Raw genomic sequence first — 17,195 nt, forward strand, 5'->3', positions numbered from 1 at the left:
ATCTAGAAAATACAGTGTTTGGCGTAGTCTTTTGCTTCGTTCGCAGTCCAATCACCTTTTGCTTTCTGTTCCATATCACTACACCAAGCTTCGCTTCCTACTTCTGTACAACCCATCAAAAACAAGCTAAGGCCGATGGCGGTTAATATTTTTTTCATGGATTTTCCTTAATCGTTTAATACTATTTTTCTTGATATTTTAGGTGGTTAACACCAATTGCTACGCTGAAATATCAGTGTAATCGCTGTTGTTGCTCAAGCTAATCTTGTTTCTACTAAAGTTACAGCGCAGATCGCACTGCAATTTACCGTTCTCATTTTCGGCATAGAGAAGCTTTACCTCTAGTAATAATAACGGAACAAGCCGTTTTGTGAACAACTTCACTATTATTTAAGTCGAACTCGGCGATGAAAAGATCAAACTCACACAACGGTTGTAATCCTAATGCAAAGTAAACTCGCTTGATTATCATCTCATCGAAACGTTTCGATGGGCGTTTGATGAACAAGAAAAGAGAAAATATTAAGCCTCATCGTGACCTAATTTTGTAAGAACGTAATGTTGCAAGACGTGTAATCGAAAGGTCGATGAAATGAAAAAAACAACCCTACTAAATTCAGACATTTCTTATCTACTAGCGACGCTAGGCCACACTGATGAAATCACTATTTGTGATGCGGGGTTACCTATCCCTGATGCTGTTTCTCGTATTGATCTAGCGCTTACTCATGGCGTGCCAAGCTTTATTGATACCGTGCGTGTCATCTTAACCGAGTCCCAAATCGAAGGTGTCGTGATGGCACAAGAATTCGCTGATGTGAGTCCTGAACTTCATCAAGCCTTAATGGCTGAGCTCGAGGCAGAGCAAGCCCGATGCAATAAAACTTTCCGTATTCAATATGTGTCTCATGAGCAATTTAAGCTACGGACTCATGAGAGCAAAGCGGTGATTCGCACTGGCGAGTGCACGCCTTATGCCAACGTTATCTTTCAAGCTGGTGTGGTTTTTTAATCGTCGACCAAAAACGTAATAGGAAAATGAAGATGAAGAAAATTGCGGTGATTGGCTCTACCAACGTTGATTTGATTACTTACGGGAACCGTTTAGCAAAAGGCGGCGAAACATTAGAAGCGGAATCTTTTTGTATTGGTAATGGCGGTAAGGGTGCAAACCAAGCTGTCGCGGCAGCTCGATTAGGCTCGCACGTTCTGATGTTGTCGAAAGTGGGTGATGATCAGTTTGGTGAAATGTCATTAAGTAACTATCAAGCGCAGGGCGTGAATACGCAATTCGTAGGGAAAGTGGCCGGCGTTAGTACTGGCGTAGCGCCGATTTTTGTTAACACGGAAACCTCGCAGAATTCGATTTTGATTGTAAAAGGCGCCAACAACAGCTTGCTTCCTGCCGATATTGATAATGCTCAAGAGACATTGAAAACCGTAGACCTAATCGTGCTGCAACTTGAAGTGCCACTTGAGACTGTCTATCACGCGATCGATTTTGGTCAGAAACATGGCATCAAAGTGCTATTAAACCCTGCACCAGCGGTTGCCGAGTTGTCTCTTGAATATGCCTGTAAATGTGACTTCTTTGTGCCGAACGAGACAGAGTTGGAGATATTGACCGGTAAACCGGTGTCGACCATCGCAGAGATCAAGCAAGCAGCGAGTGTACTGTTTGACCATGGTTTAAAAAATCTGATCGTGACTATGGGCTCACAAGGTTCATTGTGGATTTCAAAGCAATGTGAATTGCTTACTGAGCCTGTCAAAGTGAATGCGATTGATACCTCAGGAGCGGGAGATGCCTTTATTGGTTGCTTCTCTCATTTCTTTACCGAAACAGGCGACGTACAACTGGCGATAGAGAAAGCCTCAGCATTTGCAGCGCTTTCGGTTACCGGTAAAGGTACGCAGTCTTCATACCCTACCGTTGAAGCATTCAACGAATTCCAAAAAAATAATATTTAAATAATAACCTGTCACTCAGGGTAATTGTTTACCCTTGGGTGATGGGGAGAATGGAAGGTACATTATGTTTATTAGAAACAATACCGTGCAACATGTCGACGGTTACCTAAACAAAACTCCAATATTCCAGTTTTTGCTGCTTTCGTCCGTGTTTGCACTGTGGTCTGCTGCTGCGGCACTTAACGACGTGCTAATTACTCAGTTTAAATCGATTTTTGATCTGTCTAACTTTGCCTCGGCGTTGGTGCAATCTGCGTTTTACGGTGCGTACTTCCTTGTGGCGATTCCGGCATCGATGGTGGTGAAGAAGACATCTTATAAACTCGCGATTTTGCTTGGCTTAGCTCTGTATATCTTTGGTTGTATGATGTTTTTCCCTGCGTCTCATGCGGGGACATACACCATGTTCTTAGCGGCGATTTTCTGTATTGCGATTGGTTTATCTTTCCTTGAAACCTCATGCAATACCTATTCGGCAATGATTGGTGAGCCTGAACGCGCAACACTGCGTTTGAACATTTCACATACCATCAATGCGATGGGTTACATTGTCGGTCTACTACTTGGTAAGCACCTCATTTTCCAAGAAGGTGTGGATGTGGGACATATGATGGCCACACTAACAGGCCCAGAGCTTGAAGTGTTTAAAGAGCAGGTTTTGCAACAAACATTAGAACCATACAAATGGTTAGTGGGTGTGATTGCCACGGTTGCTATCCTCATTGCCATTACGGAGTACCCGAACTGTAAAGCGGTAGCTGATAACAAAGAAGACCAACCATCATTCGGTGAAACCTTGAAATACCTTGCGGGTAATTCTCGCTTCTTTAAAGGGATTGCGACTCAGTTTGCGTATGTTGGTATGCAAGTAGCGGTATGGTCATTCACGATTCGTCTTGCGCTTGAAATGGACTCAACCATGGTCGAGCACGATGCGGCAAACTACCTACTGTACGCCTTTATCATGTACTTCTTAGGTAAACTACTTGCGAACTACCTATTTACCAAAACATCACAAGAAAACGTTTTGATGGGTTACTCTGCGGTGGGCTTTATGTGCTTACTGTATGTCACCTTCGTGCCAAACTTCAGCGCGGTATGGGTTGCCGTGGGCACCTCTGCGTTATTCGCACCATGTTGGGCCACTATTTTCGCTTCAACATTGCAATCGGTTGATACTCGTTACACAGAAACCGCGGGTGGTTTTGTGGTGATGTCGATTATTGGTGGTGCGGCTATTCCTGTGGTGCAAGGTCTACTGGCTGATAACATGGGTATGCAAACCTCATTCATTGTCAATGCAGCGTGTTTTGCGGTTGTGTTCTGTTATTTCCTCAGTGAGAAGAAGTACAAACAAGTTTTCACTTATACAACGGCGAAAGCATAATTGAATAACAGTGGTCACTCTGCAAAGGGTGACCATTTTGAGAGGTTACTATGTTTACTATTCCGTTATACAAAGATCAGTTTGGTAAAGAAAAAACGCTTATCGCGCAGTCGGCATCTTTCGAGATCAATACCTTTACCTACAACTCAGGTATTCAAGCGGTTGAGATTAAAAACTCAAAAGGTCATTTGGTTATCTTACCATTTATGGGACAGATGATTTGGGATGCAGAGTTTCTTGGTACCGATTTATGCATGAAGAACATGTTCTCGGAACCCAAACCTGCTAAATCAATTGTGGAAACGTACGGTTGCTTTGCCTTCCATGCTGGCATGATCCGTATGGGGTGTCCCACGCCTCAAGATGATCATGTATTACATGGTGAAATGCCGTGTGCTGCGATGGATAGCGCTTGGTTAGAAATCAGCGAGAATGCTGTAACGATAAAAGGCAGCTATGAATATGTGATGGGTTTTGGTGATCACTATTTAGCGCAGCCTTCTGTCAGCTTAGCTAAAGATGCTAGCTTGTTTGATATTCAAATGAGCGTGAAAAACCTCGCCACAGTGCCGATGCCATTGCAATATATGTGTCATATCAATGCTGCGTACTTTGATAATGCGGTAATGACGCAAAATATTCCGGATCACGCATTACAACTGCGCGAAACGATTCCTGCTCATGTTCAGCCTAATGAACAGTGGTTAGCGTACAATGAGAGCTTGAAAACCTCCGCCCCGATCCAAACCTTAAATACACCAGAGATGTACGATCCTGAGATCGTTTACTGTATGGATAACATCTCGCAATACGCTAAGCGCGCGGTGTTTAATATGACGGTTGGCGATAAACAGATGGTGACAGAATTTAGCACTGATGAATTTAACAGTGCTACGCGTTGGATTTTGCGCAGCGGTGATCAGCAAGTCGCTGCCTACGCTTTGCCAGCGACCTGTCGTCCGGAAGGGTTTTTAACCGCTAAAGAAAAAGGCACGTTAATCTATCTTCAGCCGCATGAAGAGCGCTGTTTCACGGTGCGCACTGGTATTCGTTAGAGTAAACGCTACCATTCTTTACTCTCTTTCATACCAGTATGGGGTACTCATGTGAAAGAGAGTGAAGGCTGATGCCTTTGGTTTTTTAGTGATCCGTATTGAGTGGACATCCCACTAGCGCTGAAAAGCCAAAGTCATTTGTTTAAAAAATTATGTTTAAAAAGCGTTCTTTACGAACCAAGGATTACCCAATGAATAAGTTAGTTGTGCTCGGTAGTGTTAATGCAGACCATGTTCTTCAAGTGCCTTCTTTTCCTCGCCCTGGCGAGACGTTGCATGGTCGCAACTATCAAGTTATTCCCGGCGGTAAGGGCGCGAACCAAGCGGTCGCTGCAGCGCGCTTAAATGCTGATATTGGTTTTATTGCTTGTGTCGGTGATGATTCGTTTGGTATCAATATTCGTGAAAGTTTCCGTTTGGATGGGATCAACATCAAAGGCATTAAGATGCAGCCAAACTGCCCGACGGGTATTGCGATGATCCAAGTGTCTGACAGCGGTGAAAACAGTATTTGTTTGTCTGCTGAGGCCAATGATTATCTCACGGCTGACGCGATTGAGGATGACTTGGTGACGATTGCAAACGCACAGTATCTATTGATGCAGTTGGAAACACCGCTAGCAGGTATTGAGCGAGCGGCTCAGGTTGCGAAACAGAACCATACTCAAGTGATCCTAAACCCAGCTCCAGCGCGCGAGCTGCCAGATGCGTTGCTACAAAACGTTGACCTAATCACTCCGAATGAAACTGAAGCAGAAGTGTTAACTGGCATTACGGTGCAATGCGATACTTCAGCGCAACAAGCGGCGGATGCTTTGCATCAAAAAGGCATCGCTACGGTGATAATTACCTTAGGCGCTAAAGGCGTTTGGTTGAGTCAACATGGCGTTGGTCAGTTGATTGAGGGCTTTAAAGTGCAAGCAACGGACACAACTGCTGCAGGGGACACATTTAATGGTGCATTTGTCACTGGTTTGCTTGAAGAAATGTCTATAGAATCAGCGATTAAGTTTGCTCATGCGGCAGCCGCAATCAGCGTCACTCGTTTTGGTGCGCAAACGTCTATTCCGCATCGTGAAGAAGTCGAGGTGTTCCTCGCCCAGCAGTAATTTAGGAGTAAGATAGCATGGCAACCATGAAAGATATTGCCAAATTGGCTTGTGTATCCACCTCAACAGTAAGTCATGTTATCAACCAATCGCGCTATGTAAGCGAAGAAATTGCTGAGCGGGTGAATCGTGCCGCTCAAGAGCTTAATTATTCTCCTTCAGTGTTGGCGCGCAGTTTAAAGACTAATCGCACTAAAACTTTGGGCATGCTGGTCACCACCTCAAGTAACCCCTTTTTTGGTGAAGTGGTGAAAGGCGTGGAACGCAGCTGCTACCAAAAAGGCTACAACTTGATCCTGTGTAATACCGAAGGGGATCAAGAGCGTATGACGACGTCGATCAGCACCTTGCTGCAAAAACGCGTCGATGGCTTAATTCTCATGTGTTCGTCTCTAGAAGGGGAGCACATTGAGATTTTCGACAAATATCCTGATGTGCCAGTGGTGGTAATGGATTGGGGCCCGATGCTGTTTGCCAGTGATAAAATTCAAGACAACTCTCTACGAGGTGGCTACATCGCCGCCAAATATCTAATTGAATGCGGTCATCATGAAATCGGCTGTATTACCGGGCCATTAAACCGCTATCAAGCGCAAATGCGTTATGAAGGCTATAAGCGTGCGTTAAATGAGGAAGGCTTGGAGTTTCATCCGAGCTGGATTATCGAGTCTAACTTCGAGTGTGATGGTGGGTATGAGGCCTTTAATCGCATGTACCAAAAAGGGCCACTGCCGAGCGCGATTTTTGTTTGTAACGACATGATGGCGATGGGGGTGATCAATGCTGCCAATGAAAAAGGTATCGCGATTCCTGGAGAGCTTTCGCTCATTGGTTACGATGATATTCAAATTGCCAAATTCATGTCTCCATCATTAACCACGATTCACCAGCCTAAATATCGTTTGGGCCAAGCTGCAGTAGAAACCTTATTACGTAAATTGGATAACAGTTGCGATGAAACGCAAGTGATCCAATTAGAACCGACGCTGGTGGAGCGCAGTAGCGTTGCTATTCAGTCTTAATCGATGATGGAACACTCTTAACACTCTAATATAACGAGTTATATTGTGATTACATGCGCTCATCTCGCTGGCGAACAATAAAACTCGTTTATATCCTTCAATTGGTTTACAACTAGCACCAGTCAGATATTCTTCTCGCTTCTCGCTTCTCGCTTCTCGCTTCTCGCTTCTCGCTTCTCGCTTCTCGCTTCTCGCTTCTCGCTTCTCGCTTCTCGCTTCTCGCTTCTCGCTTCTCGCTTCTCGCTTCTCGCTTCTCGCTTCTCGCTTCTCGCTTCTCGCTTCTCGCTTCTCGCTTCTCGCTCTTCTTTTATCTAATCGGATGATTTATTTGTCTCAGGTGGATTTGTTGATTTTTTTCTCGCCTTATCATGCAAAGAGTTGAGCAACCACACATTATGGAATCTCGATCACTATTGATGCTGGACGGGTGATTTAATACTAGTTAAAAAGTTTACCGTCAGAATGAAATAAACCTAACTGAACCGGCTTACGGCCTTGTTTGTGTCATAACTGGGCGGTATAGGTATGAATAACAATCAGAATTAACATGGATCGATTATGAAAAAGACAACTCTCGCAGTGGTATGTGCGTTGGGAACCATCTCAACTTCTTCAATCGCAGCAACTCAAATGGCGGATGCGCGCAGTAACGGTATGGGTAACACCGGTGTGGTCTCTGCCGACTATTTGCTTGCCCCTTTCCATAACCCTGCATTGGGAGCACTGCATCGTGATAACGACGATGTTGGCATTTTGTTCCCAGCTTTTGGCTTAACCGCTCACGACCAAGATGAAACGATTCAGACCATCGATGACGCGCAAGATTTGTATGACCGTTACGGCGATTTTACTGGTGCAACACCGTCTGACGCTGCAGAGCTAAATAAATTTATGGATGAGCTTGAAGGCAATGCTCCTGTGGCTGTCACGGCTGGTCTTAATTTCGCCGTGGCTATCCCAACTCGCGCGGTATCGGTGAACTTATTCGGCGGTGGTTACACTGAAGTGATTGCGGCAACCATGATTACACCAGATAAAGGTGATAGCGCTGACCAAGTGAAACAACGTTATGATGAGTCAAAATTTGCCATGGTTGCTTTTGGTGTTACCGAAGTTGGATTATCTTTTGCGAAAAGCTTTGAGCTTGGAGACCAAAATATTGCGTTTGGTATTTCACCAAAATACCAAAATCTACTGACTTACTCACAAGTCGATTTTATCGATAACTTTGATCTAGATGATTATGATAAAAGTGAGCGCAGCAAAACAGCGTTTAACGTCGATCTTGGTATGGCTTGGCACTCTGGTCCATTGCGTGCTGGCCTGGCGATGAAGAACTTGTTTGCTCAAGAGATAGAGACTGAAGTTCTAGATGCTACGATAGGTCGCTATACCTACGAGTTAAATCCACAAGCGACAATTGGTTTGGGTTATGCGGGTGAATACCTTGCTGCGAGTGTTGATTTTGACCTCACCAAACAAAAGCGTTTTAAAGAGTTGAATGATGACACTCAATTCCTTCGCTTTGGTGTCGAGGGAAATGCATGGGGTTGGGCACAGCTTCGCGCAGGTTACGAAATGGATCTCGAAGACACGCTTGATGATTCGATTACTGCTGGTATTGGTATTAGCCCATTCGATGCTGTGAGCTTCGATATTGCAGGTTCTTACGCGGGCGAAAATCAGTTTGGTGCATCTGCGAATCTGGCCTTCACTTTTTAATCGGTGGTAACGGTTGAGAAGTGGTCATCTATAGCGTGCTAACGGCGATATTTATGATGATCGCGTTATAAATAGCCAAGAAACAACGAAAGAGCGGCCTGCGGGTCGCTCTTTTTTATATAAGCGCGAGTGTAAACATGGGTGTTAAATTATTGTTATCGATAAGTGCGATCTTGATCCTTCCTCCAGCAGATAAATTGTCTTACCTTAAATAGATGCCCTTAGTGTTGTGGAATTACTTGCCCGTTATTGACGCTGACACTGAGCCGTTTGTCCCCTCGGATACCCAAATATTGCAACATGTAGAGTGGCTAGATTCATTTTGACCGCTCTTCATAGTGATGGATATCCATGGTTGCTATGTGTTTTGCGTATAGCACTTTATGGTTTACACGGAGAGTTCTATGAAGTCGAATCGATTAGTTCAAGCCCTTACAATTGCCGCCGCGTGTATGGGTTTTACCACTCAAGTATCTGCGCAAGATCGTAGTTATATTCTTGCAACGGCATCGACAGGGGGAACTTACTATCCCGTTGGTGTTGCGCTGGCCACACTGAGTAAGGTGAAGTTAGCGCCGAAATATCATTTCTCTCTATCGGCGATCAGCTCCGCTGGCTCGGGTGAAAACGTCAAGCTTCTCAATGAAAATGAAGCGCAATTCGCCATTTTACAAGGTCTGTATGGTGCTTGGGCTTGGAATGGTGAAGGACCTTATAAAAGCCGACAAGAAGAGTTACGTTCAGTCTCGATGTTGTGGCAGAATGTGGAGCATTTTATCGTACGCAGTGATTTAGCTAAGACGGGGACCGTTGCCGATCTGAATAATCTGCAAGATGAGAAGTTTTCCATCGGTAAAAAAAACTCAGGTACAGAAAATTCAGGTCGTCAGATCATGAAGGGGCTCGGGATTGATGCCGATGGGTTCAACCTCGCCCATATGGGTTATGGTGGCAGTGCTAGTGCGTTACAAAACGGCACGATTAAAGGCATGAATACCCCAGCAGGTGTGCCAGTTGGCGCCGTCACACAAGCTTTTGCTGCCTTGGGCGATGATATTCAAATCTTATCTTTTACGGATGAACAAATTAAGCAAGCCAACGGCGATTATAATTTGTGGACCAAGTATGAAATTCCTGCGGGCACGTATCCAAGTGTTGAAGAAACCATTACCACAATTGCTCAACCGAACTTTCTTGCGGTGAGAGATGATGTTTCTGAGCAGGATGTTTACGAGTTAACTAAAGCGATTTATGAAAACTTGACGTTTTTACAAGGTATTCATAAAGCGACTAAAGCCATGGCGTTAGAAAAGGCGATTGCTGGGCTACCTGTCCCGCTTCATCCTGGCGCGGCGAGATACTATCAAGAGATGGGCATTGAAGTGCCCGATTCATTGATCCTTAAATAGTCTTTACCGACAAGTCATCATTATCAGAAAGCTTGAATATAAGTTAGCAATCCCGCCTCAACTCAGTTAAACGAGTTGCGGCGGTTTGTCTCTCATTGGACATGGAGTAGTTATGAGTGACACCCAACAAGCATCATTGAGTCAGTTTGAACTGGCAACACGTAGCAACCTCAAATGGTTAAGTGTCACCATCACCGTCTGGTGTGTATTACTTTCTCTTTTGCACATCTGGTTCAATACGTTTGCAACGCTTTCAGAGCTGTGGATTTCCGTGACGCACTTTGCGGGCTTTGCGGTTATCTGTGCTTTGCTCTATCCACCTCATCGCTCTCTTACGAATAGTCGTTGGGCTCTAGGCCTCGATATTTGTTTAGCGCTGGGTGCTATTGCGTGCCTTATCTATTTACCTTTGGCGGAAGATGCATTGTATCAACGTGGCGTCAAGTTTGTGACCGCCGATTGGGTATTTGCCATACTCGCGATAGTGATCGTCACCGAGTTAATTCGCCGCACCATGGGTTGGTTTATACCTATTCTGATTATCGTTTGCTTAAGCTACGTGGTGTGGTGGGGGAAATGGGCAACGGGTATCTTCCATTTCCCTGGTTTGAGCTTGGAAACGTTACTCTATCGAAGCTTCTATTCATCTGAAGGGATGTTTGGCCCCATTGCACGCATCAGTTGGAGCTTTGTGTTTATGTTTATCCTCTTTGGTGCGTTTCTCGTTCGCTCTGGAATGGGAGATTACATTATCAATGTTGCCCGTGCCGCAGCAGGAAAAGTAATTGGCGGCCCAGGGTTTATCGCTGTGATTGGCAGTGGTTTGATGGGGTCAGTTTCTGGCTCTAGTGTCGCGAATACTGTTTCTACCGGTGTGATCAGTATTCCTTTGATGCGTAAAGCGGGTTTCCCGGCGCGTTTTGCTGCCGGGGTCGAGGCTGCTGCTTCCACGGGAGGGCAGCTAATGCCACCTGTGATGGGCGCGGGCGCGTTTATCATGGCCTCTTATACTCAAATTCCATATGTCGATATCATTGCCGTTTCATTTATGCCTGCGCTGATCTATTTCTTGTCCGTTGCTTTTTTTGTACGTATTGAAGCCAAACGAACCGGGGTGCAGAAGATCACTGCCTCAGAACACTCATTGACACAAGTTTTGCTCTCCGGTTGGCATAACCTTATCCCGCTCGCTGTATTGGTTTCCCTGCTTATTCATGGGTTTACACCAACCTATGCGGCGGGTTTGTCGATCATATCAGTGGTTGTGGCGAGTTGGTTTTCGAAAGATTACAAGATGGGAGTGAGTGAGATTGTTGAGGCGCTTGCATTAGGCGCTCGCAACATGGCGACAACGGCAGTATTGCTGGTGGGTATTGGTTTAGTGGTGAATGTGATTAGTACGACGGGGATCGGCAACACATTTTCATTGATGATCGATAGTTGGGCTCAAGGGGATTTGTTGCTCATGATCGGCTTGATTGCGTTGGCCTCGTTAGTGTTGGGCATGGGACTGCCCGTTACGGCGGCTTATATTGTGCTGGGCACTTTATCTGCTCCGGCATTGTATAAATTGCTGGCGGAGCGTCAGTTGATTGAACTGCTAATATTGGGTGAGCTACCAGAACAAGCCAAAGCGATCTTTATGTTAGCAGCGCCTGATAAACTCTCTTTACTTGATGCGCCAATGTCGGCGGAGCAAGCGAAGCAATTATTAACCTTAGTGCCTGCGGATTTTATGGCAACGTTACTTGAACAGAGCTTAGGTATTGAAACGGTGGCGCTTGCGTTATTGTCTGCTCACTTGATCATTTTTTGGTTATCACAAGACAGCAATGTCACGCCACCAGTGTGTTTAACCGCTTTCGCTGCGGCAACGATAGCGAAAACTCCGCCGATGCGCACCGGGTTAACGGCATGGAAAATTGCAAAAGGTCTTTATTTAGTTCCACTTTTGATTGCCTATAACGGCTTAGTGAGTTGGTCTCTAGTGGAGGTTTTGCAAGTTGGTGTGTTTGCGATTTTTGGAACCTATGCACTGATCGCGGCAATAGAAGGGTATCTAGAAGGGCCTTTAATATGGTGGCTTCGGATCGGTATGGCGGTGATAGGGGGAGTCTTGATTTGGCCTGATATCGCGATGGCGGTTAGGTTAAGTGCTTTAGTGTTATTTATTCTGGCTTTTGTTTACAGCGCGCGGATTCAAACGGCAGTGATGAAAGAAGCTTAGAGAATAGAGAATAGAGAATAGAGAATAGAGAATAGAGAATAGAGAATAGAGAGTGGAATGTGGAATGACCCCAATAAAGTAGACATTCAATATTGGAATTGTAGGGATAGAAATAAAAAAAACCGGCGATAAACGCCGGTTTTCTAATGACTAATTAGTCTTCGTTGCGAGCTGGGCGACCATGGCCACGTTCGCCACGGTGGTTGCCACGGTTGTCGCCACCACGGTTACGATCGAAACGACGCTCACCATTACCGCCATTACCATTGCCACCTTCACGGTTGCCACGGTAACCGCCGCCGTTGCCACCTTCACGGTTGCCACGGTAGCCGCCGCCATTGCCGCCTTCACGGTTACCAGCTTCGCGATTACCGCCTTCACGGTTACCACGGTAGCCGCCGCCATCACGGTTGCCACGATGACCGCCGCCGTTACCACCTTCACGGTTGCCACGGAAGCCGCCTTCACGGTTACCACGGTGACCGCCGCCATCACGGTTGCCGTCACGACGACCACGAGGCTCACGGAAATCGTTGAAGTCACAAACTACTGCGCCAACTTCTTTCTGACGGATACGCAGTTTGTTTAGTTTGCCAGCTGTTTCAGAATCCATTGCTTTAGGAAGCTGAACGTAAGTTTGGCCTTGATCTAGTTTGATAGCACCGATAGAGCCTTTAACTAGACCTAGTTCGTTTGCTAGAGCGCCAACGATATCTTTAACTTGTACGCCTTGCTCACGACCCACTTGAAGTTGGTAAGTATCCCAATCTTGAGTGTTGAAGTTACGACCACCTTCACGACGACCACCTTCACGGCCACCATCACGGCCACCATCACGACCGCCTTCACGGCGTTCAGTGCGACGTTGCTTGTCACGAGCAATAGCTTCTACCATTGGGTCTTCGCCAACGTAGAATAGAGGACGCTTACCTTGTTGACGCTTAAGTAGCATCGCAGCAAGAGTATTTGCATCGATCTCTAGAGATTCTTGTAGTTTCTCAACTAGCTCAACGAACTTCTCTAGCGCTTTGTGTTCTTTCTCAGCTTCTAGCTCAGCACCTAGCTTGATTAGGCGAGCTTCAGCTACTTGATCACGCATTGGAAGTTGGATTTCTTCCATTTGTGAACGAGTTACGCGCTCGATAGTGCGAAGCATACGGATTTGGTTGCCACGAACCAATAGGATCGCTTTACCTTTACGACCAGCACGGCCAGTACGACCGATACGGTGGATGTATGATTCAACATCGAACGGGATGTCGTAGTTAAATACGTGAGTAATACGTGGAACGTCAAGACCACGTGCAACAACGTCAGTTGCTACTAGGATGTCGATTACGCCAGTTTTGATGTGATCAACAGTACGCTCACGTAGAGACTGAGGAATGTCACCGTGCAGTGCAGCAGCTTTGAAGCCACGTGCAGATAGCCAATCAGCTAGACGCTCGGTATCTTGACGAGTACGTACGAATACGATTGATGCGTCAGTTTCTTCTGTTTCTAGAAGACGAGACATTGCTTCGTCTTTTTCAACGCCTTTAACAACCCAGAACTGCTGTTCTACTTTGTCTACAGTGTGGTTTTTACCTGCAACGTCAACCATTACTGGTTCACGTAGGAAGCGCTCAACAATGTTTTTCAGCATTGGAGGCATAGTTGCAGAGAAAAGAACGCGTTGTGCAGTTTCAGGAGCGTGCTCCATGATTGCAGTTACGTCATCCACAAAACCCATGTTCAACATTTCATCAGCTTCATCAAGGATGAAAGTGTTTACTTCGTCAAGGTGTAGACGGTCACGGTTGATAAGGTCTTGAACACGACCAGGAGTACCAACGATCACGTGTGCGCCGTTTTTAAGAGCACGCATTTGGTCAACGATAGAAGTACCACCGTAGATCTCAAGAACTTTAAGACCAGAGATGTTACGACCAAGGTTCTTCATTTCAGCCGCTACTTGGATCGCTAGTTCGCGAGTAGGAGCTAGAACAACTGCTTGTGGTTTACGTTGAGCAAGATCGATTTTGTTTAGTAGTGGTAGCGAGAATGCCGCTGTCTTACCAGTACCAGTTTGAGCTTTACCTAGTGCGTCTTTGCCAGCAAGAAGGTGAGGAATCGCTTCTGCTTGGATAGGTGTTGGAGAAACGAAACCCATGCTGTCAAGAGCTGAAAGGATGGCGTCGTTTAGTGCTAATTCACTAAATTGAATTACTGAGTCTGTCATTGGGATCCCATATAACAAATAAAAACAAAAGGTCCCACGAGCTCTACCAATTTCAATTACCAATCCAGATAAAGAGCTGAGTTCCGTTCAGATGCGGATAAGTCGTAAATCGCATCAAGCCGCTAGGGACATAAGGGAGGCGGATTATTCCCTAAAAGCACAAAAAAAGCCAGAAAAAATTGAAATTCATCACAAAAATTTCTTCAAAAAGACAATTTTGCAGAATTTGTCGCCACGCGCAGGCTATTTTGCTGTTATTTCGCTCAGTTTAGCAAGGAGAGGGCGTGAACAAAGTCTCGCTTTAAGTAGCTTGGGTAAAATCGCAATGTTATAGTGTGCGCAATTTTACAAGTGATTAAGAGTAAAAATGTTCCAAGATAATCCGCTACTGGCTCAGCTTAAACAGCAAATCCAAGAAAAGCTACCGAAAAAAGAAGGCACTATTAAAGCGACTGAAAAAGGCTTTGGCTTCTTAGAAGTAGATAGCAAAACCAGCTTCTTTATCCCGCCTCCTTATATGAAGAAGTGTCTGCATGGCGATCGAGTGAAAGCGATCATTCGTACTGATAACGATCGCGAATCGGCAGAGCCAGAAGAGCTGTTGGAACACAACCTCGCTCGCTTTATTGGTCGCGTTAAGATGTTCAAGGGCAAATTGAACGTAACACCGGATCACCCTCAACTGAAAAAACAGTCACTAAAAGCAAAAGTGAAGAAGGGTTTAAACCCGACCGATTTTGCTGAAGGTGATTGGGTAGTTGCTCATCTTGTGCAACACCCGCTTAAAGGCGATGCTGGTTTCTTGGTTGAGATTTCGAAAAAAATCACTGATGCTGACGATAAGATTGCGCCTTGGTGGGTAACGCTGGCGGAAAACGATCTGCCGAACAGCGAGCCCGCGGGTATTGATCATTGGGAATTGAAAGACGATGCAGATTTAGAGCGCGTCGATATGACCCATGTTCCATTCGTGACTATCGATGGCCAATCAACCAAAGATATGGATGATGCGTTATACGCAAAGAAAAATGCGAATGGTGATTTTGAATTAACGATTGCGATTGCCGATCCTACTGCCTACATCACGCCGGATAGTGATATGGACAAGGTGGCTCGTGAACGTGGTTTCACTATCTATTTGCCAGGTCGTAACATCCCAATGCTACCTCGTGATCTTGCTGATGATCTTTGCTCTTTGATTGAGGGAGAAGTTCGTCCAGCACTTTGCTGTACTGTGACAGTCGATAAAGATGGTGTGATTGGTGAAGATATCCACTTCTTTGCTGCACACATTAAATCGCACGCACGTTTAGTTTACGATCATGTTTCAGATTGGTTGGAAAACGGCGAGTCGCCGGAATGGCAACCAAATGATGAGATCGCACAAATCGTACGTGATTTGTATGAATTCTCTCAAGCGCGCGCTAACTGGCGTCAAAATAATGCAGTGGTTTTCCCTGACCGTCCTGATTACCGTTTTGAATTGAGCGAAGATAATGATGTCGTCGCGATTCATGCGGATATGCGTCGTACTGCAAATCGCTTAGTTGAAGAGTCAATGATCACCGCCAACATCTGTGCGGGTAAAACATTGCGTGCTAACTTTGAATGCGGTGTTTTCAATACACATGCTGGTTTCAAGCCTGAAAAAATTGCCGATGTAGTTGCGCTAGTGAACCCTGAAGGTGAATTACCGTTTACTGCTGAATCCATTGCAACTCTAGAAGGTTTTGCCGCGCTACGCCGTTGGCTAGGTCAGCAAGATACGAGTTATCTCGATAACCGTATCCGCAAAGCGCAAGCATACAGTGAGATGGGCAATCAGCCACTACCGCACTATGCGATGGGTTTAGATATCTACGCGACGTGGACGTCACCAATCCGTAAATACGGCGATATGATTAACCACCGTATGCTAAAAGCGCATGTGCTAGGCAAAGAACCAGTGCAAACCGCAGATGAAACAGTGGGTGAAGAGCTAGCTCTACATCGTAAGCATCACAATATGGCTGAACGTAAAGTGGGTGATTGGCTGTATGCACGCACGTTGGCTAAAGAGCCAAGCAAAGAGACCAAGTTCGTTGGTGAAATCTTTGATATTAACCGTGCGGGTATGCGTATTCGTTTACTTGAAAATGGCGCCGCTGCCTTTATTCCAAGTTCATTGATTATGTCTAATAAAGAACGTATCGAGTGCAACGGCGAGCAAGGTACGATTTCAATCGATAAGCAACTTGAATTCCGTCTTGGCGACACACTTGAAGTGGTATTGACAGACGTGAGTCAAGAAAACCGCAACATCGTTGCGAAGCCAACACAAGTGTTTGCGGAGTTGGTTGTTGAGAAGCAAGATGACACGACGGCAACAGATGCTCCTGCTGAGTAATTGTTAGTCTAGTTTGAGTCTGAATTGAATCCCCTACTTTTGCTAAAAAGTAGGGGATTTTTTTATTTGGCATGAAACGATGCACGACACAATCTGCTATGAACATGAAGGGGTACGTTTGATTATCATCATCGTTCATCGTGTTCATCAATATTGAGAGTGGCAATCATCGCAGTGGTAGGCATTATTGGGCGAAGTAAAGTTTTGTCTCGCATTGATCCCCCCAAACTGAACAGGAATTACTCTCGGATATGAGATTCTAGTCACATCATGGTTGATTTCTAACTAGGATTCGTACACACTGTTTATAAGAATGCGACACAGTCTAAATTATTAGACTTTTCTATAGCTTAGGCTGATGAATTACGTCGTATTCACTACATTTAGAATGTAGATGTTTTTCTACTTACATAGCATGGGTTGGTCAGAGGATTCACCATCAATCGGTGCTGTGGAAGGTAAATAAAAACGACAAAGGCGACCTGCACGTCGCCTCATTGTTGCTCCACTTAACATTCTTGGTTTGGCCGCCGATCAGTTAAGTCGAGTGCAAAATTGGTGTTACGCATAGCTGGCTGTTAGCTTAGATTCCTTACTAAATGAAAACTAACGGTTTTTGTAACCTGCCTGAGCATTGCTCAGGCATTTCTTTTTGCAGCGTCCATATTAAGTAATCGGCTAATGTG

The 17,195-nt window shown here is 45.3% G+C and carries 12 protein-coding genes; 10 read left to right on the forward strand and 2 right to left on the reverse strand.

Translation table 11 applies throughout. From position 1 onward, the window contains the following. Positions 1 to 2: 2 nt before the first annotated feature. Complete coding sequence (locus RJD38_RS18010) at positions 3 to 158, reverse strand: DUF3012 domain-containing protein (RefSeq protein ID WP_083163775.1); 156 nt, start codon at positions 156 to 158, stop codon at positions 3 to 5. 434 nt (positions 159 to 592) lie between these two features. On the opposite strand from RJD38_RS18010, the gene rbsD reads away from it, so the two are divergent. The 9 genes from rbsD (at position 593) to RJD38_RS18055 (ending at position 11,902) form a co-directional block, all read left to right on the forward strand. Beyond that, on the forward strand, positions 593 to 1,012 hold the full coding sequence (gene rbsD / locus RJD38_RS18015) for a D-ribose pyranase (RefSeq protein WP_005595339.1): 420 nt from the start codon (positions 593 to 595) through the stop codon (positions 1,010 to 1,012). Positions 1,013 to 1,044: 32 nt separating this feature from the next. Continuing rightward, positions 1,045 to 1,971, forward strand: coding sequence for a ribokinase (gene rbsK, locus RJD38_RS18020; protein WP_065431476.1), 927 nt, complete (start codon positions 1,045 to 1,047; stop codon positions 1,969 to 1,971). A 64-nt stretch (positions 1,972 to 2,035) separates the two neighbouring features. Further along, entirely contained in the window at positions 2,036 to 3,358 is a 1,323-nt protein-coding gene (gene fucP / locus RJD38_RS18025) for an L-fucose:H+ symporter permease (protein ID WP_065546791.1), read from the forward strand. 50 nt (positions 3,359 to 3,408) lie between these two features. Further along, positions 3,409 to 4,413, forward strand: coding sequence for an aldose 1-epimerase family protein (locus RJD38_RS18030; protein WP_065546792.1), 1,005 nt, complete (start codon positions 3,409 to 3,411; stop codon positions 4,411 to 4,413). 191 nt (positions 4,414 to 4,604) lie between these two features. Continuing rightward, complete coding sequence (gene rbsK / locus RJD38_RS18035; protein ID WP_367971669.1) at positions 4,605 to 5,522, forward strand: ribokinase; 918 nt, start codon at positions 4,605 to 4,607, stop codon at positions 5,520 to 5,522. A 17-nt stretch (positions 5,523 to 5,539) separates the two neighbouring features. Continuing rightward, on the forward strand, positions 5,540 to 6,544 hold the full coding sequence (locus RJD38_RS18040; RefSeq protein ID WP_065546793.1) for a substrate-binding domain-containing protein: 1,005 nt from the start codon (positions 5,540 to 5,542) through the stop codon (positions 6,542 to 6,544). Between the two features lie 558 nt (positions 6,545 to 7,102). Next, on the forward strand, positions 7,103 to 8,266 hold the full coding sequence (locus tag RJD38_RS18045; RefSeq protein ID WP_065546794.1) for a conjugal transfer protein TraF: 1,164 nt from the start codon (positions 7,103 to 7,105) through the stop codon (positions 8,264 to 8,266). Between the two features lie 404 nt (positions 8,267 to 8,670). After that, positions 8,671 to 9,675 carry a TAXI family TRAP transporter solute-binding subunit gene (locus tag RJD38_RS18050; protein ID WP_367971670.1) on the forward strand — a complete coding sequence of 335 codons (1,005 nt, stop codon included), beginning with the start codon at positions 8,671 to 8,673 and terminating at the stop codon, positions 9,673 to 9,675. A 112-nt stretch (positions 9,676 to 9,787) separates the two neighbouring features. After that, on the forward strand, positions 9,788 to 11,902 hold the full coding sequence (locus RJD38_RS18055; RefSeq protein WP_065546795.1) for a TRAP transporter permease: 2,115 nt from the start codon (positions 9,788 to 9,790) through the stop codon (positions 11,900 to 11,902). A 154-nt stretch (positions 11,903 to 12,056) separates the two neighbouring features. On the opposite strand, the gene RJD38_RS18060 is transcribed toward RJD38_RS18055, so the two are convergent. Then, positions 12,057 to 14,123 (reverse strand): DEAD/DEAH box helicase, encoded by a 2,067-nt coding sequence (locus RJD38_RS18060; RefSeq protein WP_367971671.1) that lies wholly within the window; start codon positions 14,121 to 14,123, stop codon positions 12,057 to 12,059. Between the two features lie 367 nt (positions 14,124 to 14,490). Between RJD38_RS18060 and rnb the strand changes: the two genes are divergently transcribed. Beyond that, the gene (gene rnb / locus RJD38_RS18065; RefSeq protein ID WP_367971672.1) at positions 14,491 to 16,509 is read left to right on the forward strand and encodes an exoribonuclease II; all 2,019 of its coding nucleotides are present in this window, start codon (positions 14,491 to 14,493) and stop codon (positions 16,507 to 16,509) included. Positions 16,510 to 17,195: the final 686 nt, after the last annotated feature.

It is taken from the genome of Vibrio scophthalmi, from assembly GCF_040869025.1.
Lineage (GTDB): Bacteria > Pseudomonadota > Gammaproteobacteria > Enterobacterales > Vibrionaceae > Vibrio > Vibrio scophthalmi.

Bases quoted from the DNA above. Each gene is read 5' to 3' on its own strand.
- RJD38_RS18030 (WP_065546792.1), top strand. From the start codon at position 3,409: ATGTTTACTATTCCGTTATACAAAGATCAGTTTGGTAAAGAAAAAACG.
- rbsK (WP_367971669.1), top strand. From the start codon at position 4,605: ATGAATAAGTTAGTTGTGCTCGGTAGTGTTAATGCAGACCATGTTCTT.
- rbsK (WP_065431476.1), top strand. From the start codon at position 1,045: ATGAAGAAAATTGCGGTGATTGGCTCTACCAACGTTGATTTGATTACT.
- fucP (WP_065546791.1), top strand. From the start codon at position 2,036: ATGTTTATTAGAAACAATACCGTGCAACATGTCGACGGTTACCTAAAC.
- RJD38_RS18060 (WP_367971671.1), bottom strand. From the start codon at position 14,123: ATGACAGACTCAGTAATTCAATTTAGTGAATTAGCACTAAACGACGCC.
- RJD38_RS18055 (WP_065546795.1), top strand. From the start codon at position 9,788: ATGAGTGACACCCAACAAGCATCATTGAGTCAGTTTGAACTGGCAACA.
- rbsD (WP_005595339.1), top strand. From the start codon at position 593: ATGAAAAAAACAACCCTACTAAATTCAGACATTTCTTATCTACTAGCG.
- RJD38_RS18050 (WP_367971670.1), top strand. From the start codon at position 8,671: ATGAAGTCGAATCGATTAGTTCAAGCCCTTACAATTGCCGCCGCGTGT.
- rnb (WP_367971672.1), top strand. From the start codon at position 14,491: ATGTTCCAAGATAATCCGCTACTGGCTCAGCTTAAACAGCAAATCCAA.
- RJD38_RS18045 (WP_065546794.1), top strand. From the start codon at position 7,103: ATGAAAAAGACAACTCTCGCAGTGGTATGTGCGTTGGGAACCATCTCA.
- RJD38_RS18010 (WP_083163775.1), bottom strand. From the start codon at position 158: ATGAAAAAAATATTAACCGCCATCGGCCTTAGCTTGTTTTTGATGGGT.
- RJD38_RS18040 (WP_065546793.1), top strand. From the start codon at position 5,540: ATGGCAACCATGAAAGATATTGCCAAATTGGCTTGTGTATCCACCTCA.